Below are 23906 nucleotides of genomic sequence, written 5' to 3'. Positions count from 1 at the left end.
TATGGCCTGCTGTGGATCGATACGGGCGCTACCGGGTCTACCGTAGAACGGCACTTTCAAGGCAGGAACTCAATGACAAGCACTCGAATGATCGCCGCAGAGGCGCTGACCGGGCTGATCCTGGCCGGTGGCGAAGGCCGCCGGATGGGCGGGCGCGACAAGGGTCTGGAACCCTTCGAAGGGCTGCCGCTGTTCGCCCACGCCTCGAAGCGCCTGGAAGGCCGTGTGGATGACATACTGGTGAGCGCCAATCGTCACCAGGACGCCTACGCCCTGTTCGGTGTGCGCGTGATCGAGGATATCGAGTCCGGCTTTCACGGCCCGCTGATGGGTCTTTACAGCGCGCTGCGCGCCGCTACCACGCCTTGGCTTTTGATGCTGCCCTGCGATACGCCGCTGCTGCCGGAGGATCTGGTCGAGCGCATGAGTACCGACATCGGCGACCACCCTGTGGCCATCGCCTTCGACGGCGAGCGCGATCACCCGACCGTTGCGCTGGTGTCGACCGCACTCGTCGAGGACCTCGGCGCTTTTCTTGCCCGCGGCGAGCGCAAGCTCGGGCACTGGTTCGCGCGCCACGACCCAAAGCGCATCGACTTTTCAAACGAGCGGGAGGCGTTCATCAACCTCAACAGCGAAGAGGAAAAACAGCGCCTGGAGCTTCGCCGCGCAGACGACAGACGGAAAGCGCCGTGAATGCCCCGGGCCAAAGCGTTGACGCACCGCTGAGCGTCGAGCAGGCGCGCTCGGCGCTCGGCAAGCTGATCACCCGGCCGCTTGGCGATGAAGAAGTCGCGCTTTCAGACGCCCACGAGCGGCTTCTTGCCGATGACGTTCGCGCTCCAAATAATATGCCGCGTTACACCAACGCGGCGCTCGACGGCGTGGCGCTTGGCTGGCGTACCTCGCTCCCAGCGCGCTGGGCGCTGGCCGGCAGCGCCTTTGCCGGCGAGGCGTTCAAGGGCCGCGTCGAAGTGGGCCACTGCGTGTGGATTACCACCGGCGCGCCGCTGCCCGCGGGCACCGACACCGTCATTCCCCGCGAGCGGCTCACCGCACACGGCAGCGAGGTGACGCTGGCCGCGCCGCAAGGCGTGGCAAAAGGCCAGAACGTGCGCCTGGCCGGTGAAGAGATCGGTGAAGGCGAGACGGTGCTCCCCGCGCGCACCCGGCTCGACGCCGCCGCGATGGGGCTTCTCGCCTCGCTCGGCTTTGCCCGGGTGCGAGTCGTCAAGCGTCCGGTGGTCGCGCTTTTTTCTACCGGCAACGAAGTCACCGCACCGGGTGAGACGCTGCCCGAGGCCGGCGTGTTCGACGCCAACCGCTTTGCGCTGATGGGACTTTTACGCGAGGCCGGCGCCGACACCCGCGATCTTGGCATCCTGCCCGACGATCCGGCTATGATCGAGCGCGCGCTCGCTTTGGCCGGCGAGCAGAGCGACCTGGTGCTCACCAGCGCCGGGGTCTCCGTGGGCAGCCGCGACTACACCCGCGCCGCCCTCGAGCATCTGGGCACGCTTGGTTTCTGGCGCGTGGCGCTGCGCCCGGGCAAGCCTCTGGCCTGCGGGGTGCTCGGCGCGCGCCGAACGCCGTTTTTGGGGCTGCCCGGCAATCCGGTGGCGGCCATGGTAACGTTTCACCAGTTCGTCGCCCCCCTGCTCGCACGCCTGGAAGGCTTGCCCGACCCCGCCCCCGCGCGGCTGACGGCTCTACTCGAGGCGCCGATTACGGGAAAACGCGGGCGCACCGACTTGATCCGCGGCGTCTACCGGGGCGACGAGCACGGCGCGCTGCGCGTTCGCCCGACCCAAGCTCAGGGCTCGGGCATGTTAACATCGATGGTTGCCGGCAACTGTCTGATCGAGCTCGATGAGTCCATGGACGGCGCGGCCGCGGGAGAGCGCGTCGTGATTCAGCCGCTGGGCGCGCCGCAATCGCCTACACTGGCTACATTTACCGGCTTGAGAGATGGCAATGACCGAGCAACTGATTGACCGCATTGGCCGCCGGATCAACTACGTCCGGATTTCGGTGACGGATCGCTGCGACTTTCGCTGCGTGTACTGCATGAGCGAGGAGATGACCTTTCTGCCCCGCGCCCAGGTGCTCACCCTCGAGGAGATCGCTTTTGTTGCCCGCGCTTTCACCGAGCTCGGCGTCGAGAAGATCCGCCTGACCGGCGGCGAGCCGCTGGTGCGCGGCAACCTCACCCAGCTGGTCGACGAGATCGGCGCGCTGCCCGGGCTTGATGATTTCACCATGACCACCAATGGTGCGAGCCTCAGAAAGCACGCCAAAAGGCTTTTCGACGGCGGGCTCACGCGGCTCAACGTGAGCCTCGACTCCCTCGACCCGGCGCGTTTCAAGGCGCTGACCCGCACCGGCGATCTCGAAAAAGTGATCGACGGTATCCGCGCCGCGAAGGAGGCCGGCTTTGCGCGCATCAAGCTCAACGCCGTGATCCTCAAGGGGCGCAACGACGACGAAGTGCTGGACCTGGTCGAGTTCGCTCGCCGCGAAGGGCTCGATATCAGCTTCATCGAGGAGATGCCGCTGGGCGACGTCTCGGATCACTCCCGCGCCGAGACCTTCTACTCGAGCGACGACGTCAGGGCGCTGATCGAGGCGCGCTACCCGCTCACCCCAAGTACGGTGACCACGCCCGGGCCATCGCGCTACTTTACAATGGCGGATAGCGATAGCCGCATCGGCTTCATATCGCCGCACAGCCACAACTTCTGCGACAGCTGCAACCGCGTGCGGGTGACCGTCGAAGGGCGGCTCTTGCTGTGTCTTGGCAACGAACATTCGGTGGATCTGCGCGCGGTGCTGCGCCGCTACCCCGGCGACATGGAAAGGCTCAAGCAGGCGATCATCGACGCGCTGCCGCTCAAACCCGAGCGCCACCACTTCACCACCGACGGCGACGTGCAGGTGGTGCGCTTTATGAACATGACCGGCGGCTAGATGGCGACACCTCTGTGTTTGTCCACAGCCTGAACGCACCAGCGCCTGTGGACGATTTACCTTACTCGGCTTGATCCTCTGAATCCCGCGGTGTCTTTTCGCCGACCAGCCGCGCCTCGAAATCGGCCACCGGCATCGGGCGGCCAAAGAGATACCCCTGATAGGCACGACAGCCGTTGGCACTCAGCCAATCGTACTGCGTCCGGCTCTCCACGCCCTCGGCGATGACGTCCAGGCTGAGACTTCTGGCCAGCGCAATGGTGGTGCTGACGATGGCGGCGTTGGCGCAGCTTTCGGGCACCTGCTGCACGAAGGATTGATCGATCTTGAGCTGATCCAGCGGCAGCTGTGCCAGATACGAAAGCGACGAGTAGCCGGTACCGAAATCGTCAAGGGAAAAGCGAACGCCTCGCGCCTTCAGGCGCAGCATGGTGTCGCGCACCTCCAGCGGCGCCTCGACGAACAGCGACTCGGTGACCTCGAACTTGAGCCGTTCAAGCGGTGCCTGGGTGCGCTCGAACACGCGCTCGGTCAGGCGCACGAAACCCGGTTCGCGAAACTGCAAGGGGCTTACGTTGATCGAGATCGTAAGCTCGGCGAAGCGCGGGTCACGGGCCCACTCGATGAGCTGCCAGCACGCCTTCTCCAGTATCCACTCGCCCACTTCATTGATTAGCCCGGTGGACTCCAGAAGTGGCATGAACTCGCCTGGCGAAATGATGCCGCGCTCGGTGTGATCCCAGCGCAACAGCGCCTCGCACCCAGTGATGTGCCCCTCGACGTCGACCTGGGGCTGATAGAAAAGCTGCCACTGCTTGAAGATCACCGCGTGGCGCAGGTCGGCTTCGAGCCGCACCCGAGCCAGTAGCTCCGCCTGCATGTCCGGGGTGAAAAAGCGCAGCGTCTGGCGACCGCCCGTCTTGGCCTGGGAGAGCGCCATGTCCGCCTGCTGGAGGTAGTCGTCCATGTGCTGCTGGTCGTTCGACATCATCGTCGCCCCGACGCTGGCGGTCACCGTAACCAGGTGCTCGTTGAGCCGGATAGGCTCGCTGAGCGTGGCCATCAGCTTCTCGGCGATACCGCGGACAAGGTGGTGGGTTTGAGAAAGGCTGCTGTCCACGCCTTCGACCAGCACCGCGAACTCGTCGCCCCCCAGGCGGGCCAGGGTGTCGGTGTCGCGCAGCATTCGGGCCAGGCGCCGGGAAACGCCGCGCAAGAGCTGATCGCCGGCGTGGTAGCCGAGGGTGTCGTTGATCTCCTTGAAATTGTCGATATCGAACAGCATCACGGCGCCATAGCGCTGGTGGCGATTGATCTCCTTGAGCGCGTTCTCCAGGCGGTCCATGAACAGGCGCCGGTTGCTCAGCCCGGTGAGCGGGTCGTAGAACGCCAGCTGATGAATCTCCTGCTCGGCGGCCTTGCGCTCGCTGATGTCACTAATAGTGGCGACGTAGTGGCTGAGTTCACCGTCGTCGTCGTGGGTGGCGCTAATGGTGATCCACTGGGGGAAAAGCTCACCATTGCTGCGCTTGTTCCAGATTTCGCCTTCCCAGTGACCGGTTTCGTTGACGCGCTGCCACAGCTCGCGGTAGAACGCCGCGCCGTGCTGGCCCGAGCTGAACATGCGCGGCGTCTTGCCGACCATCTCCTCGTCGCTGTAGCCGGTGATGCGCTTGAAAGTGTCGTTGCTCTTGAGAATATAGCCGCGGCGGTCGGTGATCAGAATGCCCAGATGGGTCTGGAAGGCGGCGGCAGCGATCCTGAGCTCCGCCTGCAGGGTCTTGTCCTCGGTGATGTCGCGCACCACCGCCAGCACGCCGCTGAACTGACCCTCGACATCCGTCAGCGGGCTGACCGTGGCATGAAAATGATTGAGTTTGCCCTCGAGCAGCAGCGGATACTCGTAGCGCTCGACCCGGCGCAGCTGCTTAACCCGGGAAAAGACCTCGCTGAAAGTATCGGCAAGCGTTTGCGGCAGCACATCGAAGAAGTGGCGCCCCACCAACGCCTCCGGGGGCTGGAGTAGCCGGGTATTGTCGATGGCGTGAACGTAGCGAATACGGCCCTGCTCGTCGAAAACGAAGATCAGATCCTGCAGCGAGTTGACCAGTGCATCGAGGCGTTCGTCGCGCTCGCGGGTCTGGGCGCGGGCGAGTTCGCGCTCCTCGATGCGCTTTTTCAAAAGCCGGTCGAGCGCCAGCCGGTTGAGGTAGTGACGAAGCCCCCAGGCGCCCAGCAGCGCAATCAACACAAGCCCCGCGAACAGCATTAGCGTGCGGTTGCGCCAATCCGCCAAAAGACTGTCCAGATCGACCCCCACCACCGCGTAGATCGGATAGTCGCCAACACGCTCCATATGTACCAGCCGCTGCTGCTGGTCGACCGGCGAGCGCCCGGCGAAGGTGAGGGCGAACTCCTCGCGCGCCAGCGGCCGCCATGCTTCGGGCGGCGCCAGGTATTGGCCTGTGGTGGCGCGAAACGGCGGCTGCGAATGGCGCGCGATGAGCTGGTGCTCGGCGTCGACTAGCGTGATGCTTTCGCCTTCATTGATACCCACTCGGGTGAGCGCCTCGGCAAAGATCTGCGGGCGAATGCGCGCCACGACGACCCCGGCGAACTCGCCCTGCGGGGTCGTGCGGCGTCGGGCATTGTAGAGATAGATCTCGCCGGTTTCAGGGGAGCGCTGTAGCGTGGTGACGTGGCGCACCCGGCTGCTTTCCCTGAACGCGTCGAAAAAGTCGGTATTGCGGTAGGAGAACCCCTGGTAGGCGGGGTCGCTTGCCAGTATCACCTGGCCTTCGGCATCGAGCACGCCGACCGCGTCGACGGCAGAGACGTAGTTACTCAGGTGGTTAACGGCCTGTTCCAGCGCCAGCCGGTTGTCGTTGCCGGTTCCTTCGAAAAAGGTAACGAACTCGGCAAGGCTGAATAACGCCTGCTCGCTTTGATTCATCACCCCTTGCGTCCACTGCGCCACTACGCTTGCGCGCGCCTGCAAGCGAAGCGTCGCGGCGTCGAGCTCGCGGTGGTACTGCTGATGGGTCGTCCAGCCAATGAAAGCGGTCATCGCGATCAGCGCCAGCGCGTAGAGCAGCACGGCGCGCCGCCCGCTGGGCAAAAGCTCGTCGGCGTTACTGACGGTCGCAAAAGCTTTATCCGGTAACACGGACATTACACGTATGCCTTCTTCATCAATCCTGCAGACCGTCGAGTGAAACGCCTATCAAGCGAGCTGACGCCCAAGGTGCCCTGCCCGGCACGACAAGCGATGCGTTATCCTTGTGAGACATCCGCGTCATTGTAAACGATCTATTTCGAAGGTCGTAGCGTGCAAAGGAGAGGTTCATGGGTTCGCTTGGTCAGATGAGCGACTACGAGATTCGCCTGGTTCGCGTGTTCAACGCGGTCGTCGAGTGTGGCGGCTTCACCGCGGCGGAAACCACGCTCGGCATCAGCCGCTCGGCGATCAGCCAGCACATGGCGGATCTGGAAAATCGTGTGGGGCTTTCGCTTTGCCAGCGCGGCCGCGGCGGCTTCAGCCTGACCGAGGAGGGCAAGGAACTCTATCAGGCGGGGCTGACGCTACTGGCGGCGTTGGAGAACTTTCGCAGCGACGTGAACGCCTTGCACCACGCCATCAAGGGCGAACTCAACATCGGCATCACCGACAACCTCGTCACGCTACCGGCAATGAACGTCACCCACGCGCTGGACGCGCTGGCAGGCCAGAGCGACGAGGTAGGCGTCAATATCCACATGGCGCCCTCGGACGCGGTGATTCGCCAGGTCATGGACGGCCACCTGCACGTCGGCGTGGTGCCCAGCGTCAACCTGCCCACAAGCCTCGAAACCCGCTGGCTCTACGATGAGCCTTCCGGGCTTTACTGCGGCCAGGGCCACCCGCTGTTCGAAGCGGCCTCACCGGCTTGGGAGGATATCCAGCGCGCCCCGGCGGTGGCGCCGCGCTATCCGCTGCCGCTACCGGCGCGCAGAGCGCACGACGCCTTGACGCTTCGCGCCTCGGCCACGGATCGTGAAGGCGCGGCGTTTCTGATTCTGACCGGGCGCTACATCGGCTACCTGCCCCACCACGTGGCCGCCCAGTGGATAGCGGCGAAACGAATGCGCGCGCTTGGCATCGACGATGCAGGCTACCGGATTCCCTTCGTGTTGATCACCCGCCGCGACCGGCGCCCCAACCGGGTGGTAGATGCCTTTCTGGCGCTCATCGATTGCCACAGTGAAAAAGCCGCGCCAAAGCACTTTTAAGAAATCGTTGAACATTAACCCAGGGCATGGGGGCGCAGGAGATGCTAGGGTAAGTTCATAAGCAGTAAAAAAAACGATACCGTGACCGACCCCGTAAGCAGACAACTCGACCCCATCGCGCGAAGGCTCTGGCTTTGATAACGCGCAGGTTTCCAGGCGCTGCTTGCCCCGAGGTGAGACCATGACGATACAAGTGACCCGACGCGGGTTTTTCAAGCTGGGGGCGGCAGGGCTTGCCACCTCCAGCATGGCGATGATGGGGTTTGCCCCGGAAGCCGCCGCCTCCTCGATTCGCCCGTTCAAGCTGACCCACACCAGGGAAACGCGCAACATCTGCACCTACTGCTCGGTAGGCTGCGGGGTGTTGATCTACAGCCGCGGTGACGAGGCGAAAAACGTTCACCAGCAGATCATCCACATCGAAGGCGACCCGGACCACCCGGTCAGCCGAGGGGCGCTGTGCCCCAAGGGTGCGGGACTGCTGGACTACGTCAAAAGCCCCTCGCGGCTGAAGTTCCCCGAGGTGCGCGAGCCTGGCACCAACGAGTGGAAGCGTATTTCCTGGGAGGAAGCCAACGACCGCATCGCCCGCCACATCAAAGCCGACCGCGACGAGAACTTCGTCGCCACCGACGACGAGGGCCGCACGGTCAACCGCTGGACGACCACCGGCTTTCTCGCCGCCTCGGCTTCTTCCAACGAGGCGGGCTACCTGACCCACAAGTTCGTCACCAGCCTCGGGATGCTGGCCTTCGACAACCAGGCGCGCGTTTGACACGGACCAACGGTGGCAGGTCTTGCCCCAACATTTGGTCGCGGTGCGATGACGAACCACTGGGTCGATATCCGCAATGCCGACGTCATTCTGGTCATGGGTGGCAACGCCGCCGAGGCACACCCGGTCGGGTTCCGCTGGGTCACCGAAGCCAAGGAGCACAATAACGCTCAGCTTCTGGTGGTGGACCCGCGCTTCACGCGCACGGCTTCTGTAGCGGACTTCTACGCGCCGATTCGTACCGGCACCGACATCGCTTTTCTCGGCGGTTTGATCCGCTATCTGATCGACAACGATCAGATCCAGCGCGAGTACGTGCTCAACTACACCGACGCCGCGCTGTTGGTGGAGGAAGGCTTTGGCTTCGAGGACGGCCTGTTCGACAGCTATGACGAAGAGACCCGCTCCTACGACAAGGAGAACTGGGTCTACCAGACTGGCGACGACGGCTTTGCGCTGCGCGACAATACCCTCGAGAACCCGCGCTGCGTCTACCGGCTTCTGCGCGAGCACTTCGACGCCTATACCCCTGAGATGGTCTCCTCGATCTGCGGCACGCCGGTGGAGAAGATCATGCGCGTGTGGGATACGCTTGCGAGCACCGCCACGCCGGATCGCACCACCACGCTTTTGTACGCGCTCGGCTGGACCCAGCACTCGCTGGGCTCGCAGATCATCCGCACCGCCGGCATGGTCCAGCTGCTGCTCGGTAACATCGGCATCCTCGGGGGCGGGGTCAACGCCTTGCGCGGTCACTCCAATATCCAGGGGCTGACCGATCTCGGCCTGCTCTCGAACCAGCTGACCGGCTACATTTCGGGGCCGACGGACGACGAGGAGGACGTCGATACCTTCCTCGAGGCGCGGCGGCGCGCCCCGCTGCAGCCAGGCCAGGTCTCCTACTGGCAGAACGCCGATGCGTTCTTCGTCAGCCTGATGAAGGCCTGGTACGGCGACAACGCCCGGGCGGACAACCAGTGGGCTTTCGACTGGCTGCCCAAGCTCGACAAGCCGCTCTACGACATTCTCGACACCTTCGAGCGAATGTCCAAAGGCGAGATTTACGGCTACTTCTGCCAGGGCTTCAACCCGCTGGCGGCGATCCCCAACAAGGCCAAGGTGTCGCGTTCGCTCGCGAAGCTCAAATATCTGGTCTCGATCGACCCGCTCAACACCGAAACCGCCGAGTTCTGGCGCAACGCCGGTGAGTACAACGACGTCGACCCGAGCGAGATTCAGACCGAGGTGTTCCGCCTGCCGGCGCTGTCGTTTGCCGAGGACGAAGGCTCCACGGTCAACAGCGCCCGCTGGCTGCAGTGGCACTACCCCGCCGCCTCGGGCCCCGGCGAGGCGCGCGCCGACACCCACATTCTGGGGGCGCTGTTCACCCGCGTGCGCGAACTCTACGCCCGCGACGGCGGCGCCTTCCCGGACCCGATTCTGGGAATGGCCTGGAACTACAAGAAGCCCGAAGAGCCCGCCCCGGACGAGCTCGCCCGGGAGTACAACGGCCGCGCGATCGGCGACGTGTACGCAGACGGTCAACTCGTGCGGCGCATGGGCGAGCAGCTCGCGGGCTTTGGCGAGCTGCGCGACGACGGCTCCACCGCCTGCGGCTGCTGGATCTTCGCCGGCTCATGGACCGAGGCCGGCAATCAGATGGCCAACCGCGACAACTCGGACCCTTACGGCATCGGCCAGACGCTCGGCTGGGCCTGGTCCTGGCCTGCCAACCGGCGGATTCTCTACAACCGTGCCTCGGCCAAACTCGACGGCTCGCCCTGGTCCGAGCGCAAGTCGCTCGTGTGGTGGGACAACGTGCAAAGGCGCTGGACCGGCGCAGACATTCCGGATTTCCCGGTGGATTCCGCCCCGACCCGCGGGCAGATGCCGTTCATCATGAACCCGGAGGGCGTGGGTAAGCTGTTCGCAAGCCAGGGCATGGCGGAAGGCCCCTTCCCCACTCACTACGAGCCGCTGGAGAGCCCGGTGCCGGAGGGCAACCTGCTCTTCCCGCGCAACAACAAGGTGCGCTACAACCCGGCGGCGCGGGTCTTCGACCAGGATCTTGCGATGATGGGCACCTGGGAGGAGTACCCCTATGCGGCGACCACCTACCGCCTGACCGAGCACTTCCACTACTGGACCAAGCACGTGCACTTGAACGCCATCGTCCAGCCCGAGCAGTTCGTCGAGATCGGCGAGGCGCTGGGTAACGAGCTCGGGATCAAGGAGGGCGACTGGGTGCGGGTGTCATCCAAGCGCGGCTACATTCGCGCCGTAGCGGTGGTCACCAAGCGCATCAAGGCGATCACCGTGGGTAATCGCATCGTGCATCAGGTGGGCATTCCGATTCACTGGGGCTTTCTGGGCCTGGCCCGCAAGGGCTTTCTGGCCAACACGCTCACTCCTTTCGTGGGCGATGCCAACACCCAGACGCCGGAATTCAAGTCCTTTCTGGTCAACGTGGAAAAAGACACCACAGGAGGCAGAGGATGAGCAATCCACAAAACATCCTGCGCCGTTCCGCCACGACCACGACGCCCCCCCAGGGGCGTCACGAGGTCGAGCCCGTGGCCAAGCTGATCGACGTCAGCCGCTGCATCGGCTGCAAGGCGTGCCAGGTCGCCTGCATGGAGTGGAACGACGTGCGCGACGAGGTCGGCATCAACGGCGGCACCTACAACAACCCCACGGATTTGACCGAAGACTCCTGGACGGTGATGCGCTTCACCGAGCATGAGAACGCCGACGGCGATCTCGAGTGGCTGATCCGTAAGGATGGCTGCATGCACTGCGCCGATCCGGGCTGCCTCACCGCCTGCCCGGCGCCGGGGGCGATCGTGCAGTACGCCAACGGCATCGTCGACTTCGACTCGGAAAAGTGTATCGGCTGCGGCTACTGCGTCACCGGCTGCCCCTTCGATATCCCGCGGATTTCCGAGCGCGACAGCAAATCCTACAAGTGCACGCTCTGCTCGGATCGCGTCTCGGTGGGCCTCGAACCCGCCTGCGTGAAGACTTGCCCCACCGGCTGCATCGAGTTCGGCTCCAAGGCGGACATGCTCACCCGCGCCGAGCAACGCGTGGCGGATCTCAAGGGGCGCGGCTTTAGCGAAGCCGGCGTCTACGACCCGGCCGGCGTTGGCGGCACCCACGTGATGTACGTACTGCACCACGCCGACACGCCGACCATCTACGCGGGCCTGCCGGAGAACCCGAGCATCTCGCCCTTCGTTAGCGCCTGGAAGGGGCCAGCGAAGCCGATCATGAGCGCGATCATCGGCATCACAGCGTTTGCCGGCTTCATGCACTACCTCACCAAGGGGCCGAAGGACGAACCGCTCGACGAGGACGTCTTCGGCCCGGAAGGTGAAGACGCCTACCTGCGTGAGCGCTCATCGAGCGCACCGGAGACCGAGCCTCATGAGCCCGGCGGGAGAAGTGACCATGAACCGCGATGACGAAAAGCGTAACCGTTGGGGTCAGCGTATGGTGCTGCGCTACTCGCCTTCGACGCGCATCAACCACTGGACGATGGCGCTGAGCTTCATCCTGCTCGCACTCTCGGGGCTCGCCTTCTTCCACCCGCCGTTCTTCTTTCTCTCCCACACCTTGGGCGGACCAATATGGGCGCGCATTCTGCACCCGTTCATCGGCGTGGTGTTTTTCCTGCTCTTCGCGCTGATGGCGGTGAGTCACTTTCGTTCCAATCTGCCGATCAGCAATGACGTGCGTTGGATGAAGCAGATCAAGGACGTGCTCGCCAACCGCGACGAGAAAGTGCCGCCGATCGGCAAGTACAACCCGGGCCAGAAGCTCGTTTTCTGGCTGCTGGTGCTCTGCGTGCCGACGCTCTTGATCACCGGCGTGCTGATGTGGCGACCCTGGTTCGCCGACTACTTCCCGGTGGGAGTGGTGCGCGTTGCAAGCCTCTTGCACGCGCTGGCGGCGTTTGGCGCGATCGTCACCATCGTGATCCACATCTACGCGGCGATCTGGGTGAAGGGCTCGTTTGGCGCCATGATTCGCGGCTTCGTCACCCACGCCTGGGCCAAACACCACCACCCGCTCTGGTACGATGACGCCATCAAACCCGAGCGGTCGCGGCCCGGCACGGAGGCCGCCAAGCGTGATGACCCCGTTATCTGAGTGCATAACGATACCCCCACGGGGCGCCTTCGGGCGCCCCGTTTCGCAGGAGCGCCCATGAGCCACATTTCCGATACGCTGCACGACCCCAAGCCGCCGCGCCACGGCGAGCCCCCTTTGGTGGTGGCGCCGGAATCGCGCCTGTTCGCCACCCGCGCCGCGCGCTTTCGCGAACTCGAAGAGCGCCTTCCCGACATGGCGGCGTTTCTCGCCTTCAACGCCCACCTGGCCCGCGCCCAGCACCGCGTGCTCAAGGAGCGAGACGTCGAGCCCTTCGACGCTCAAAGTTTCGACATGGCGCTGGCCCACGACTTTCCGCCGCTGACGCCGACGTCGCTACTCGCCTCGGTGACGTGGCAGGCGGATCTCAAGGCGCTGCTCGAGGCGCTCGACCGAACGCTTGCCGATAAGAGTGAGGCGTTCGCCGCCCAGCGCGAACTGCTCAGCGCCCTTGGCGGGTTCGAGCCGGCAACCCTCGATAAGATCGCGCAGTCCGTGCTGTCTCAGCCAAGCGTTCCGGCCGAGTATCGCGGCGTGGCGCCCTTGATCGGCGCGGCGCTACAGATTGCATGGACGCGTCTTTCGCAATCGCTGAAGCCGCTGCCTCATCGTCCGCAAGGGGCTGCCCAGGGGCTATGCCCCTGCTGCGGCTCGCCGCCAGTCGCCTCCACCGTGCAGCTCGGGCGCCACCGCTCGCGGGTGCGCTATCTGGTATGCGGGCTGTGCTCGACCCAGTGGTACCTGGAGCGGGCGCGCTGCAGCCACTGTTTCGACACCGAGAAGCTCGACTACATCGGTGTGGAGGGCCCGGACGGCAAGCGGGCGCTGCCCGTGCGCGCCGAGAGTTGCGGCGGCTGTAGGGCAAGCGTTAAGTTGATGGATCGGGAATGGGAGGCCGACACCGACCCCTTCGCCGACGATATCGCAACGCTGGGGCTCGACATGCTGCTCGAGGAGCAGGGTTACGCCCGCGCGGGCTTCAACCCGCTGCTCGCCTTTGGCTCTGACGAGGGCTGATCGCCCCGGCGTGCGCCTGACACCGCCCGACTCGGATGCTTGCCTGCTCTCATGACTGATAACGCTTTCTCAAAAGCGCCAGAAGACTGGCGCCGCGCGCTGCCCGCGGTCGACCGCCTGCTCGACCACCCGGCCCTCCAGGCGCTGGCCGACCAGCACGGCAAGCGCCTGTGTACGCGCCTGGCCCGCGACACCCTGAGCGAGGCGCGCAAGGGCACGGCCCCGGTCGATGAGCACACCCTCGTCGAGCGCGTCGAGCGCAAGCTGGCAGCGTTCACTTCGCCCAACGCCCGCGCCGTGTTCAACCTTACCGGCACGGTGATTCACACCAACCTGGGCCGGGCGCTGCTCTCCGAGCCCGCCATCGACGCCATGGCTCACGTGGCCCGCCACCCGGTGGCGCTGGAGTATGATCTCGCCACCGGTGGGCGCGGCGACCGCGACGACCTGATCGAGGCGCTTCTGTGCGAGCTGACCGGCGCCGAGGCCGCCACCGTGGTCAACAACAACGCCGCCGCCGTGGTGCTCACCCTGGGCGCGCTCGGCGCCGGGCATGAAGCGATCGTCTCCCGCGGCGAGCTGATCGAGATCGGCGGCGCCTTTCGCATGCCGGACATCATGGCCGCCGCCGGCTGCCGGCTTCGCGAGGTGGGCACCACCAACCGCACCCACCCGAAGGATTACCGCGAGGCGATCAATGAGAACACCGGGCTTCTGGTCAAGGTGCACGCCTCCAACTACGCCGTCGAAGGCTTCACCAAAGCGGTCGACGAAGCCGAGCTTGCGCGCATCGCCCACGACGCCGGGCTCCCGCTGGTGGTGGATCTCGGCAGCGGCGCGCTGATCGACCTTTCACGGTTTGGCCTGCCCTACGAAACCCGGCCCGGTGAAGCGGTCAAGGCCGGTGCCGACGTGGTCACCTTCAGCGGCGACAAGCTGCTCGGCGGGCCGCAGGCGGGCATCATCGTCGGCAAGCGCGCCTATATCGAGCGGATCAAGCGCCACCCGCTCAAGCGCGCGCTGCGCCTGGACAAGCTGGTGCTGGCCGCTCTCGAGGCCACGCTCAAGCACTACCGCGACGACGACCGCCCGGACCAGACCCTGCCCACCCTGCGCCTGCTGACCCGCGAGGCCAACGACATCCGCGCCGCCGGCGAGCGCGTACTGGCTGGGCTCGATCCGCTGCCCGCCGGGCGCACCGCGCGGCTGGAACCGTGCATGAGCCAGCTCGGCAGCGGCTCGCTGCCGGTGGACCGGCTGCCGAGCGTGGCCCTGGTGCTGGACGTGGACTCGCCCAAGCGCGAGGTGCGCGAGCGCGCGCTGCGCGAACTCGAGCGCGCCTTTCGCGCGCTGCCCCGGCCGATCATCGGGCGCATCAAGGAGGGCGCGCTATGGCTCGACCTGCGCTGCCTGACGCAGGACGACGAAGCGCTGCTGAGCGCGCAGATCACCCGCGCCCTGCACGCCGCCGGATCACCGCCATGATTCTTGCCACTGCCGGCCACGTCGACCACGGCAAGACCACGCTGCTGCACGCCCTGACCGGGGTGGATGCCGATACGCTCAAGGAGGAGAAGAGCCGCGGGCTGACCATCGAGCCCGGCTTCATCTACCCCTCGACCGGGAGCGGCGCCGAGCTCGGTTTCATCGACGTGCCCGGCCACGAGCGCTTCATCCACAACATGCTCTCGGGGGTGGCCGGCGTCGACGGCGCGCTTTTGATCATCGCCTGCGACGACGGCGTGATGCCGCAGACCCGCGAGCATCTGGCCATTCTCACGCTGCTGTCGATCCCGGTGATCGCAGTGGTGCTGACCAAGAGCGACTTGGCAAGCGTTGAGCAGCTCGTGGCGCGAGTCAACGAAGCCCAGACGCTGGTGCCCGAGGTACCGGTGTTCAGCGTCAGCGCGCGCAAGGGCGAAGGTGTCGGCGAGGTCTCGGCGTTTATCGAGCAGCGCGCCAGCGCCTGGCAGAGCCGCCCGGCGCCGGGGCGCTTTCGCCACGCCATCGACCGGGTGTTCAGCAAGAAAGGCGCCGGGGTGGTGGTCACCGGCACGGTGGTGGATGGCCGGATCGAAGCGGAGCGCCACCTGTGGCTACTGCCCAGGGGCGAGCGGGTACGCGTGCGCGGGCTGCGCCGGCAAAATCAGCCCGCCGAGGCGGCCTACCGGGGCGATCGTTGCGCGCTCAACCTGACGGGCGTAGAGCGCGAGGCCATCCAGCGCGGCGACTGGCTGATCGAGGCGCCCACGCCGCCGGCCAGCAGCCAGCGCATCGATGTGGCGCTCAAACTGCTGCCAACGCTTGCACGCGACGCGCTGCACTGGACGCCGGTGCATATCCACATGGGGGCAACGCATCTGACCGGGCGGCTCGGCCTTCTCGAGGCGCCCACCCTCGCCCCCGGCGGCCGGGCGCTCGCCCAGCTGACTTTGGATACGCCCCAGCACGCCTGCTGCGGCGACCGCTTCGTGATCCGCTCGCAAAGCGCCGACGAAACCCTCGGCGGCGGGCGCGTGCTCGACCCCTACCCGCCCCGGCGCGGCGCCCGGCGCCAAGCGCGGCTCGACTACCTGCGCACGCTCGAAGGCGCCCTGGACGCCGGTGCCACCGAGCGCGAGGAGGGGTTTGCGCCAGCGCTCAAGACGCTGGCCGAACGCGAGCCTGACGGTATCTCGCTCGTAGCGCTCTCGACGACCCTCAACCGGGCGGTTTCGCGGCTCGAGGCGCAGGCCAGCGATCAGGGCCTGACGCTGATTCACGCCGGTAGCGAGCACCGCGCCTTCGCTCCCGCTCACCTGAGCGCGCTGGCAGACGCGGTGGTCGAGGCGCTCGACGCATTTCACATCGACGCGCCTTCCGAGGTGGGCATGGAGCGCGACCGCCTGCGCCGCTGGGTCGCGCCGAAGTGGGACGTAGCGCTCTTTCGCCGCTGGCTCGACGATCTGATTCAAGGCGGGCGCGTCAGCGCCCAGGGGCCGTTCATCAAAAGCCCCACCCACCAGGCGCAGCTGAGCCCGGCGGATGAGGCCCTGTCAAAAACGCTGCTACCGCTACTCGATGACCAGTTCGACCCGCCCCGGGTGCGCGACATCACCCAGGCGCACCAGCTGGACGAACCCCGGGTGCGCGACGTGCTCCACGCCAACGCGCGGCTCGGGCGGCTTTTCCAGGTGCGCAAGGATCACTTCTACCCACCCAAAACGCTTGCTCGCCTTGCCGGGATCATCGAGGACATGGCCTTGGAGCACGGCGCGATTCGCGCCGCCGAGTACCGCGACCGCACGGGCCTGGGGCGCAAGCTCGCCATCGCCCAGCTCGAGTTCTTCGACCGGGTGGGCTACACCCGCCGGGTACGCGACGAGCGCCAACTACGCCAACCTGGCATGTGGCACTAAAAGCGGTTAGGCTTTTCAGGCCACAGCGCAGGAGGAGGTTCGCTCCCCGGTGGGACGACCGGACTTCAACTCCGAGTAGGGGCTGCCACGCAGCCCCTGGTGGGTTCGACTCCCACCCTCCTCCGCCAACCGCATCACGCTCCCCCCACCGTTGCCGTTTGATGCACCTTTTTATGGCCCATCAATGTGCTTGCCACGAAGTAGATGACCGCGCCGAGAAGCGAGCCAGTAAACCATCCGTAATCGTAGAACCAGTTCATCGTACCGGTCAGAAGCGACCACAGCGTCAGCGCCACGGGCACCCCGAAGGCGACGAAGCCGGCGACGTTCACCGCTGGGTAGGTGTGACCGTCCATGTAGAGACTGGGCACGTCCAGCGACTGCTTCTTGATCAAAAAATAATCCACCGCCATGATCCCGGCGATCGGCCCCAAAAGGCTCGAATAACCCAACAGCCAGTTCGAGTACATCTGCTCGAGCGAGACGCCCTGAGCAATCACTCCCGCCTTTTGCAGAAGGTCGTAGCCCATCAGCAGCACGCCGACCAGCCCCGTCATCAGCACTCCGCGCGTCTGGTTGATCAGTTTGGGGGCGATATTCTGAAAATCGTTGGTGGGCGAGACGATGTTCGAAGCAGTATTGGTCGAAATCGTCGCGACGATGATCAGAAGCATCGCCAGAATGACCCAGAACGGGCTGTCGATGAACCCGATCAGACGCACCGGGTCCGCCACGGTCTGGCCCACCAGGGTTTCCGAGGCCGCCGTCATCACCACGCCGAGCGAGGCGAAAAAGAACATGGTGAGCGGAAGCCCCATGATCTGACCGACGATCTGATCCTTCTGGCTTTTGGCGAAGCGGCTAAAATCGGGAATGTTCAGCGAAAGCGTCGCCCAGAAGCCCACCATGGCGGTCAGGCCAGCGAAGAAGTAGCCGTAGACAGGCGCGCCTTCCGGGCGCGAGGGCGGCTGGGCGAGTAGCTCGGTCATCGACATATGCGGCCAGGCCCACACCATCAGCCCCACGCCCACCGCCAGCAAAAGCGGCGCGGCCAGGGTCTCCATCCACTTGATCGACTCCGCCCCGCGAATTACCACGTAGAGGTTCATGGCGCCGAAGATGAAAAAGCCGATCACCTCGCCGACCCCACCCAGCGCCGCCCAGGCGGGAAACAGCGCCGCCAGCAGCAGATGGATCGCCAGGCCTCCGAACATGGTCTGGATACCGAACCAACCGCAGCCCACCAGCGCCCGCACCAGGCAAGGCACGTTCGAGCCCAGAATGCCGAAGCAGGAGCGCAACACGATGGGAAACGGTATGCCGAATTTGGTGCCGGGAAAGGCGTTGAGCGTCAGGGGCAGCAGCAGAATGACGTTGGCGATGAGAATGGTGAAAAGCGCCTCGCCGACGCTCAGGCCGAAGTAGGCGGTCAGCACGCCGCCCAGGGTGTAGGTGGGTACGCAGATCGACATGCCCACCCAGAGCGCGGCGATGTTCCACTTGCTCCAGGTGCGCTCGCTTGCCTGGGTCGGCGCGATATCCTCGTTGAAGCGGGAGCTTTGACGAACGTCGTCGTTCACCTCGAGTTCTATCAACCCCTCTCGGTCTACCATGCGAGATATTGTAACGGTCATGGAGTTCTCCTCAGCAGAGCCACTGTCGTTTATCGTTATTGCGTCCGGCTTTAAATCGAGTCAGCGCTAACCCCAGCAATAAGCATGCCTACACTTGGCTTAAAGCGCATAACCGATTGAATTAAAGCTGACCTTTTCGACATGTAATCTCGTACCAGTCTCGAAATTTTTGTTATTTATAAACCGGCTTTTAAAAGCCATTGCCAAAATAGCGCACTTGGCCTCAAAAACGCACCAAAAAGTCTCTTTGAATAAAAAAGAAAAAACAAATAATCCATAAGCAACTGTTTTTAAAAAATATATTTTTTAAAAACTTTGATTTCAAAGCACTCATGAACACGAAAAAAGCCAATAAAAAAACTAAAAAACAATAAAATCATAGCGTTAAACGTTATTTAAAAGCATGTCACAAAAACCTTGAAAGCCGCCCGCGTTTCGCACTACTCTCAAAAAGCTGCCGACATAGACAGCTTTATAACCATTACAAAAAACTCCTCGCTACCAGGCGAGTGAATCTTGCAGCACGCCTTGATCATCAATAACGATAACCGTCATCGCGCCCGATAGGGCGACGGTGTGTGCAAGCAAAGAGAGGGCCTCGAGATGCAAAAGATGAAGATCGGCTTGATCCAGATGGGATTGAAGGCCAGTACCGATCAGGACCCCGCGCAGATTCGTGACGTCATGAACGAAGCGCACTTACCGATGATCGAGCAGGCAGCGAGCCTGGGCGTGCAGGTGCTCTGCTTTCAGGAAGTGTTCAACCAGCCGTACTTCTGCCCCAGCCAGGACGACAAATGGTACGCCGCGGCCGAAAAAGTCCCCGAAGGGCCGACCTGCCAGATGATGCAAAAACTCGCCGCCGAGCACCGCATGGTGATCATCGTGCCGGTGTATGAAGAGACCGAGACCGGGGTCTACTACAACACCGCGGCGGTGTTCGACGCCGACGGCAGCTACCTTGGCAAGTACCATAAGACCCACATTCCCCAAGTCGCCGGGTTCTGGGAGAAGTATTTCTTCAAGCCCGGCAAATCCAACTGGCCGGTGTTCGACACCGCCTATGGCAAGATCGGCGTGTATATCTGCTACGACCGCCACTTCCCCGAAGGCTGGCGGGCGCTGGCGCTCAATGGCGCCGATGTGATCTTCAACCCCTCCGCCACCGTCGCCGGACTTTCGCAGTATCTCTGGGAGCTTGAACAGCCCGCCTCCGCCGCCGCCAACGGCTGCTTCATCGCCGCCATCAACCGGGTCGGCACCGAGGCGCCCTGGAACATCGGCGATTTCTACGGCTCGAGCTACATCGTCAACCCGCGCGGTAAGATCGAGGCCAAGGCAAGCGCCACCGAGGACGAGCTGCTGGTGCACGAAATCGACCTCGACGCAGTGCGCGAGGCTCGTAACAACTGGCAGTTCTTCCGCGACCGCCGCCCCGAGACCTATACCCGCCTGACCGACGGCGAATAACCAAGCGACTGGAACAGCAGGAGACACCCCATGAGCCTACTCATCAAGGGCGGCACCGTCGTCACCCACGCCGACACCTACCGCGCCGACGTGCTCTGCGTCGATGGCAAGATCGAGGCCATCGGCATGAATCTGGACACCCCCGAGGGCTGCGAGATCGTCGACGCCACGGACCAGCTCGTCATGCCCGGTGGCATCGACCCCCACACCCACATGCAGATGCCCTTCATGGGCGCGGTGGCCAGCGAAGACTTCTACACCGGCACCGCCGCAGCGATGGCCGGGGGCACCACCACGATCATCGACTTCGTCATCCCGAGCCCGGGTCAGTCGCTGTTGGAGGCCTTCGAGACCTGGCAGGGCTGGGCCGAGAAAGCCGCCACCGACTTCGCCTTTCATGTTGCCATCACTTGGTGGGACGACAGCGTCAAGGAGGAGATGGGCACCCTGGTACACGAACACGGCGTCAACAGCTTCAAGCACTTCATGGCCTACAAGGGCGCGATCATGGCCACCGACGACATTCTGGTGGAGAGCTTTTCACGCTGCCTGGAGCTGGGCGCGGTGCCCACCGTACACGCCGAAAACGGCGAGCTGGTCTACCACATGCAACAGAAGCTGCTCGCCCAGGGCATCACCGGCCCCGAGGCTCACCCGCTGTCGCGCCCGCCCCAGGTGGAAGGGGAAGCCGCCAGCCGCGCGATTCGTATCGCCAGCACCCTGGGTGCGCCGGTGTATCTGGTGCACGTATCCACCAAGGATGCGGTGGACGAGATCGCCTACGCCCGCCAGCAGGGCCACGCGGTGTTCGGCGAGGCGCTCGCCGGCCACCTGGTGCTCGACGACAGCGTCTACCAGCACCCGGACTGGGCCACGGCGGCGGCGCACGTGATGAGCCCACCCTTTCGCCCGAAGGGCCACCAGGAGGCGCTCTGGCACGGCCTGCAGTCGGGCAACCTGCACACCACCGCGACCGACCACTGCTGCTTCTGCGAGGAGCAAAAAGCCGCCGGCCGTGAGGACTTCACCAAAATCCCCAACGGCACCGCCGGTGTCGAGGACCGCATGGCCGTGCTGTGGGACGAAGGGGTGAACACCGGCAAGCTCTCGCCGCAGCAGTTCGTCGCCCTGACCTCCACCAACACCGCCGAGATCTTCAATCTCTACCCGCGCAAGGGGGCGATTCAGGTCGGTGCCGACGCCGATATCGTGGTGTGGGACCCAAACGGCACGCGCACCATCTCCGCCAAAACCCACCACCAGAACGTCGATTTCAATATCTTCGAGGGCAAGACGGTGCGCGGGATCGCTCGCCATACCGTCAGCCAGGGCAAGTGGGTCTGGCGCGATGGCAAGGAACTACACGCCGAGCGCGGCGCCGGACGCTATCTCGAGCGCCCCGCTTATCCGGGCATCTTCGAGCAGCTCAAAAAGCGTGCCGAGCTCAATGCACCCAAAGCGATCCGCCGCTGATAACAATAACCGGAGAGACCACCGTGACTCATCCCCTCGACTACCTGCCGAGCGCACAAGAGGTCGGCACCTATGACGACCCGGCGCTTGCCGGCAACTTCAGCGACCTGCATCCAGCGCTTACTCCGCGGCAGGCGATCATCGAGAGCCAGCGCTGCCTTTACTGTTTCGACGCCCCCTGCGTCGAGGCGTGCCCATCGGACATCGACGTGCCGAGCTTCATTCGCCAGATCGGTGAGGGCAACGTCAACGGCGCGGCCCAGACGATTCTGGAAGCCAACATCCTGGGCGGCAGCTGCGCCCGGGTGTGCCCGACCGAGATTCTCTGCGAGCAGAGCTGCGTGCGTAATCACGACGCCGAGTGCCAGCCGGTGCTCATCGGCCTGTTGCAGCGCCACGCCACCGATCACATGCACTTTGACGGCCATCCGTTCAAGCGTGCGTCCGCCACTGGCCGTCACATCGCGGTGGTGGGCGCTGGCCCCGCCGGGCTCTCCTGCGCCCATCGACTCGCACTTCTGGGCCATCGAGTAACGATTTTCGAGGCCGAAGCCAAACCCGGCGGACTCAACGAGTACGGTATCGCCCGCTACAAGATGACCGATGACTTCGCCCGCCGCGAGGTGGAGTTTCTGCTCGAGGTGGGTGGCATCGACATCGAGTACGGTCAGCGTTTGGGCGAGAACGTGACGCTGGGCGAACTGAATCAGCGTTTCGATAGCGTGTTTTTGGGCCTGGGCCTCGGCGCCAGCCGGGCGCTGATGCTGAGTGACGAAGACGCCGCCGGGTCGCTTGCCGCCGTCGACTACATCAAGCTTTTGCGCCAGACCAATGACCTCGGGCAACTGCCCGTCGCCCGGCGCTGTATCGTGATCGGCGCCGGCAACACGGCGATCGACATGGCCACCCAGATGGCGCGACTCGGTGCCAGCGAGGTCACGCTGGTGTATCGGCGCGGGCTGGAGGCGATGTCCGCCACCCACCACGAGCAGGAGATCGCTAGGGCCAACGGCGTGCGCATGCTCACCTGGGCACAGCCGGATCAAGTACTGCTCGACGATCAGGGGCGCGTTGCAGGTATGCGCTTTGCCAGAACCCGCGCCGAGGCAGGCGGCCTGGCGCTGACCGGCGAGCACGTCGACATTCCGGCGGACGCCATCTTCAAGGCCATCGGTCAGGGCTTCGACAGCCAGAGCCTGGTAGACGCCACCGCGTCGGAGCTTGCCCGCGACGGCGAGCGCATCCGCATCAACGAACACTTTCAGACATCGCTTGCCGGCGTTTACGCCGGTGGCGACTGCGTGGCACCGGGGCAGGATCTAACCGTGCAGGCGGTGCAGCACGGCAAGCTCGCCGCCCACGCCATTCATCAGGCGCTGATCGCGCGTCAGGAGGCCGCATGAACACCACCGCTTTCACTCCCCTCGCCTTTCCCGGCAAGAAGAACAGCGGCAATGCCGTGGTCAACGGCGTGGATCTATCCATTAACTTTGCCGGCATCCAGGCGCCCAACCCGTTCTGGCTCGCCTCGGCGCCACCCACCGACAAGGCCTACAACGTGGAGCGCGCGTTCGAAGCCGGCTGGGGCGGCGTGGTCTGGAAAACGCTTGGCGAGGAGCCGCCGGCGGTGAACGTTTCGTCGCGCTACTCCGCTCACTACGGCAAGAACCGTGAGGTGATCGGCTTCAACAACATCGAGCTGATCACCGACCGCTCGCTGGAGGTGAACCTGGCCGAAATCACCCAGGTGAAAAAGAAGTGGCCCGACCGGGCGCTTATCGTCTCGATCATGGTGCCCTGTGTGGAAGCGTCCTGGGCGTATATCCTGCCACGGGTTGAGGCCACCGGCGCCGATGGTATCGAACTGAACCTGGGCTGCCCTCACGGCATGCCGGAGCGCGGTATGGGCGCGGCGGTGGGCCAGAACCCGGATCTCATCGAGCAGGTGACCGCCTGGTGCAAGAAGTACTACTCGAAGCCGGTGATCGTAAAACTCACCCCCAACATCACCGACATCCGCGTGGGCGCCCGGGCGGCGCTGCGCGGTGGCGCCGATGCGGTGTCGCTGATCAATACCATCAACTCGATCACCAGCATCGATCTCGACAACATGGTCGCCAAGCCCACCGTGGGCCACCAGAGCACTCACGGCGGCTACTGCGGCAGCGCGGTCAAGCCCATCGCCATGAACATGGTGGCCGAGATCGCCCGGGACCCGGCCACACCCACGCTGCCCATCTCAGGCATCGGCGGTATCTCGAGCTGGCGGGATGCGGCGGAGTTCATTGCGCTCGGGGCGGGCAGCGTGCAGGTCTGCACCGCGGCGATGCTCAACGGCTTTCGCATCGTCGAGGAGATGAAGGATGGCCTATCGCGCTGGATGGCGGAGAAAGGCTACGCGTCGGTCGAGGCGTTCTCGCGCAAGGCGATCCCGCAAACCACCGACTGGAAACACTTGGACATCAACTTCAAGACCATCGCCCACATCGACCAGGATCTCTGCATCGAGTGCGGGCGCTGCTATATCGCCTGCGAGGACACCTCGCACCAGTCGATCGCCAAGCTCTCCGAGCCCGGCGGCGCGCGCCGCTATGAAGTGATCGACGAGGAGTGCGTGGGCTGCAACCTGTGCCAGATCACCTGCCCGGTGGAGAACTGCATCACCATGGTGCCTCAGAAAACCGGCAAGGGCTTTCTGGCCTGGGACGACGACCCGCGAAACCCCTTCAAGGCCGCCGGTTAGGCGGTGAA

General features: G+C 64.4%; 16 protein-coding genes and 1 tRNA gene. 15 read left to right on the top strand and 2 right to left on the bottom strand.

The window, feature by feature from the left end; genetic code table 11:
* The first annotated feature begins 87 nt into the window (after positions 1-87).
* The 3 genes from mobA to moaA are packed head-to-tail and all read left to right on the top strand — an operon-like array spanning position 88 to position 2967.
* Positions 88-696: a molybdenum cofactor guanylyltransferase MobA gene (gene mobA, locus ACGK9R_RS01590; RefSeq protein WP_394578561.1), complete on the top strand. Its 609-nt coding sequence runs from the start codon at positions 88-90 to the stop codon at positions 694-696.
* Positions 693-1994 carry a gephyrin-like molybdotransferase Glp gene (gene glp / locus ACGK9R_RS01585; protein ID WP_394577810.1) on the top strand — a complete coding sequence of 434 codons (1302 nt, stop codon included), beginning with the start codon at positions 693-695 and terminating at the stop codon, positions 1992-1994. The genes mobA and glp overlap by 4 nt, the downstream gene beginning before the upstream one ends.
* Complete coding sequence (gene moaA / locus ACGK9R_RS01580) at positions 1975-2967, top strand: GTP 3',8-cyclase MoaA (RefSeq protein WP_394577809.1); 993 nt, start codon at positions 1975-1977, stop codon at positions 2965-2967. Before glp ends, moaA begins: the two co-directional genes overlap by 20 nt.
* Before the next feature lie 61 nt (positions 2968-3028).
* Here moaA and ACGK9R_RS01575 read toward each other — a convergent pair whose 3' ends face one another.
* Positions 3029-6139 carry an EAL domain-containing protein gene (locus tag ACGK9R_RS01575; protein WP_394577808.1) on the bottom strand — a complete coding sequence of 1037 codons (3111 nt, stop codon included), beginning with the start codon at positions 6137-6139 and terminating at the stop codon, positions 3029-3031.
* Between the two features lie 173 nt (positions 6140-6312).
* Between ACGK9R_RS01575 and ACGK9R_RS01570 the strand changes: the two genes are divergently transcribed.
* The 8 genes from ACGK9R_RS01570 (at position 6313) to ACGK9R_RS01535 (ending at position 16706) form a co-directional block, all read left to right on the top strand.
* Positions 6313-7236 carry a LysR family transcriptional regulator gene (locus tag ACGK9R_RS01570; RefSeq protein ID WP_394577807.1) on the top strand — a complete coding sequence of 308 codons (924 nt, stop codon included), beginning with the start codon at positions 6313-6315 and terminating at the stop codon, positions 7234-7236.
* A 187-nt stretch (positions 7237-7423) separates the two neighbouring features.
* Positions 7424-10510 (top strand): formate dehydrogenase-N subunit alpha, encoded by a 3087-nt coding sequence (gene fdnG, locus ACGK9R_RS01565; protein WP_394578559.1) that lies wholly within the window; start codon positions 7424-7426, stop codon positions 10508-10510.
* Positions 10507-11475, top strand: a complete 969-nt coding sequence (gene fdxH, locus ACGK9R_RS01560) for a formate dehydrogenase subunit beta (RefSeq protein WP_394577806.1) — start codon at positions 10507-10509, stop codon at positions 11473-11475. Before fdnG ends, fdxH begins: the two co-directional genes overlap by 4 nt.
* Positions 11462-12163: a formate dehydrogenase subunit gamma gene (locus ACGK9R_RS01555; RefSeq protein ID WP_394577805.1), complete on the top strand. Its 702-nt coding sequence runs from the start codon at positions 11462-11464 to the stop codon at positions 12161-12163. Before fdxH ends, ACGK9R_RS01555 begins: the two co-directional genes overlap by 14 nt.
* 57 nt (positions 12164-12220) lie before the next feature.
* Entirely contained in the window at positions 12221-13180 is a 960-nt protein-coding gene (fdhE, locus tag ACGK9R_RS01550) for a formate dehydrogenase accessory protein FdhE (protein ID WP_394577804.1), read from the top strand.
* 51 nt (positions 13181-13231) lie between these two features.
* Positions 13232-14665: an L-seryl-tRNA(Sec) selenium transferase gene (gene selA, locus ACGK9R_RS01545; RefSeq protein ID WP_394577803.1), complete on the top strand. Its 1434-nt coding sequence runs from the start codon at positions 13232-13234 to the stop codon at positions 14663-14665.
* A complete protein-coding gene (selB, locus tag ACGK9R_RS01540; protein ID WP_394577802.1) occupies positions 14662-16578 on the top strand; it encodes a selenocysteine-specific translation elongation factor in 1917 nt (638 codons plus the stop codon). The genes selA and selB overlap by 4 nt, the downstream gene beginning before the upstream one ends.
* Before the next feature lie 30 nt (positions 16579-16608).
* Positions 16609-16706, top strand: a tRNA-Sec gene (locus ACGK9R_RS01535).
* Positions 16707-16712: 6 nt separating this feature from the next.
* Here the strand turns inward: ACGK9R_RS01535 and ACGK9R_RS01530 are convergent.
* Positions 16713-18212: an NCS1 family nucleobase:cation symporter-1 gene (locus ACGK9R_RS01530; protein WP_394577801.1), complete on the bottom strand. Its 1500-nt coding sequence runs from the start codon at positions 18210-18212 to the stop codon at positions 16713-16715.
* A 603-nt stretch (positions 18213-18815) separates the two neighbouring features.
* Here ACGK9R_RS01530 and ACGK9R_RS01525 point away from each other — a divergent pair.
* The 4 genes from ACGK9R_RS01525 to preA are packed head-to-tail and all read left to right on the top strand — an operon-like array spanning position 18816 to position 23898.
* Positions 18816-19682 carry a nitrilase-related carbon-nitrogen hydrolase gene (locus ACGK9R_RS01525; protein ID WP_394578557.1) on the top strand — a complete coding sequence of 289 codons (867 nt, stop codon included), beginning with the start codon at positions 18816-18818 and terminating at the stop codon, positions 19680-19682.
* A gap of 30 nt (positions 19683-19712) precedes the next feature.
* Positions 19713-21155 (top strand): dihydropyrimidinase, encoded by a 1443-nt coding sequence (gene hydA / locus ACGK9R_RS01520; RefSeq protein WP_394577800.1) that lies wholly within the window; start codon positions 19713-19715, stop codon positions 21153-21155.
* A 23-nt stretch (positions 21156-21178) separates the two neighbouring features.
* Positions 21179-22558 carry an NAD(P)-dependent oxidoreductase gene (locus ACGK9R_RS01515; protein ID WP_394577799.1) on the top strand — a complete coding sequence of 460 codons (1380 nt, stop codon included), beginning with the start codon at positions 21179-21181 and terminating at the stop codon, positions 22556-22558.
* Positions 22555-23898: an NAD-dependent dihydropyrimidine dehydrogenase subunit PreA gene (gene preA, locus ACGK9R_RS01510; protein ID WP_394577798.1), complete on the top strand. Its 1344-nt coding sequence runs from the start codon at positions 22555-22557 to the stop codon at positions 23896-23898. The genes ACGK9R_RS01515 and preA overlap by 4 nt, the downstream gene beginning before the upstream one ends.
* Positions 23899-23906: the final 8 nt, after the last annotated feature.

Origin of the sequence: Halomonas sp. HNIBRBA4712 (assembly GCF_043558675.1) — a bacterium.
In the GTDB taxonomy this organism is placed as follows: domain Bacteria; phylum Pseudomonadota; class Gammaproteobacteria; order Pseudomonadales; family Halomonadaceae; genus Vreelandella.
The sequence above is the reverse complement of the archived record's forward strand: the minus strand, read 5'-3'. Positions and strand labels throughout refer to the sequence as shown.

Coding starts and splice junctions, on each gene's coding strand:
- fdhE (WP_394577804.1), top strand. CDS start 12,221: ATGAGCCACATTTCCGATACGCTGCACGACCCCAAGCCGCCGCGCCAC.
- hydA (WP_394577800.1), top strand. CDS start 19,713: ATGAGCCTACTCATCAAGGGCGGCACCGTCGTCACCCACGCCGACACC.
- ACGK9R_RS01530 (WP_394577801.1), bottom strand. CDS start 18,212: ATGACCGTTACAATATCTCGCATGGTAGACCGAGAGGGGTTGATAGAA.
- ACGK9R_RS01525 (WP_394578557.1), top strand. CDS start 18,816: ATGCAAAAGATGAAGATCGGCTTGATCCAGATGGGATTGAAGGCCAGT.
- fdxH (WP_394577806.1), top strand. CDS start 10,507: ATGAGCAATCCACAAAACATCCTGCGCCGTTCCGCCACGACCACGACG.
- moaA (WP_394577809.1), top strand. CDS start 1,975: ATGACCGAGCAACTGATTGACCGCATTGGCCGCCGGATCAACTACGTC.
- selB (WP_394577802.1), top strand. CDS start 14,662: ATGATTCTTGCCACTGCCGGCCACGTCGACCACGGCAAGACCACGCTG.
- ACGK9R_RS01570 (WP_394577807.1), top strand. CDS start 6,313: ATGGGTTCGCTTGGTCAGATGAGCGACTACGAGATTCGCCTGGTTCGC.
- mobA (WP_394578561.1), top strand. CDS start 88: ATGATCGCCGCAGAGGCGCTGACCGGGCTGATCCTGGCCGGTGGCGAA.
- ACGK9R_RS01555 (WP_394577805.1), top strand. CDS start 11,462: ATGAACCGCGATGACGAAAAGCGTAACCGTTGGGGTCAGCGTATGGTG.
- selA (WP_394577803.1), top strand. CDS start 13,232: ATGACTGATAACGCTTTCTCAAAAGCGCCAGAAGACTGGCGCCGCGCG.
- ACGK9R_RS01575 (WP_394577808.1), bottom strand. CDS start 6,139: ATGTCCGTGTTACCGGATAAAGCTTTTGCGACCGTCAGTAACGCCGAC.
- preA (WP_394577798.1), top strand. CDS start 22,555: ATGAACACCACCGCTTTCACTCCCCTCGCCTTTCCCGGCAAGAAGAAC.